The sequence below is a fragment of the Streptomyces sp. HSW2009 genome (assembly GCF_040240285.1).
Taxonomy (GTDB): domain Bacteria; phylum Actinomycetota; class Actinomycetes; order Streptomycetales; family Streptomycetaceae; genus Streptomyces.
Map to the genome: position 1 here is coordinate 1 of NZ_JBEHZD010001086.1, position 887 is coordinate 887.

Genomic DNA, 887 nt, shown 5'->3' on the forward strand with positions numbered 1-887 from the left:
CCCCCCCCCCCCCCCCCCCCCCCCCGCCGCCCGGCGGGGGGGCGGGTCTTTTTTAAACCCCCCCGGCCCCCCCGGGCCGCCCCCGGGGGGCCCCGGGTCCACGCCGGTCCCGAATACCTGGACGGAGCGGCCCCCGGGGCCGAACTCCCGGGCGGGGCAACGCCGCTGGCCGGCCCGCCGCAGGCGGAACCCTGGCCGCACCAGGCGCCGACAGCGCAGGGCGTTCCCGCTGCCCCCGCTGCCCCGCAGGTCCCCGCCGCCCCGGCAGGCCAGGGCGTCCCGCTGCCCCCGCCCGCCCCCGGTACGGAGGCAGCCGCAGCAGAAACGGTCGGTCGTCCCGCCGGGCAGGGCGCGCCGCAGGTGACGCCGGATCAGCCGGGCACCACGCCGGCCACCCCCGCGGCCGGGGCCGAACTGCCCGCACCGCGCACCCCCCAGTCGAACGCCCGCCCCGCGCGCCCGCGCCCGCGAGCGCCGCGGTACGAGGCGCCGCGCGTGGTGGGCCGTCCCCCGGTCGCCCACCCGCTGGCACCCCAGGCGCCGGGCGGCACCGGAACGCAGGACGGCACCGGAGCGCCGGGTGGCGGCTCGGCTGCCTCTGGTCCGACCGGTCCTGGGTCGGTGACCTCTGGCGCGGCGGCCCCTGGTGCGATCGCCGCCGGTTCGGTGTCCTCAGGTTCGGCCACTGCCGGTGCCGCGGCTCCCGGTTCGGGCGCGGCGCCGCAGTCCGCGGCTGGTGCTGCCGGCGCCGCCGGTGCGCAGCCGGGGCCCGTCACCGCCGGCCCGGCGCCGCAGGTCGCGGGCAGAAAAGGGGGGGGGGGGCCGAGCCCCCGAGACGGCCTCCGAGCGGGGGGGGCGGGGGGGGGGGGGGAAAAAAAGGGGGGGGG

1 pseudogene is annotated in these 887 nt (G+C 82.5%); it reads right to left on the reverse strand.

What is annotated here, in order from left to right:
- Positions 1–672 precede the first annotated feature (672 nt).
- Positions 673–887: pseudogene (locus tag AAHZ94_RS34675) on the reverse strand (hypothetical protein); the annotation flags it as partial.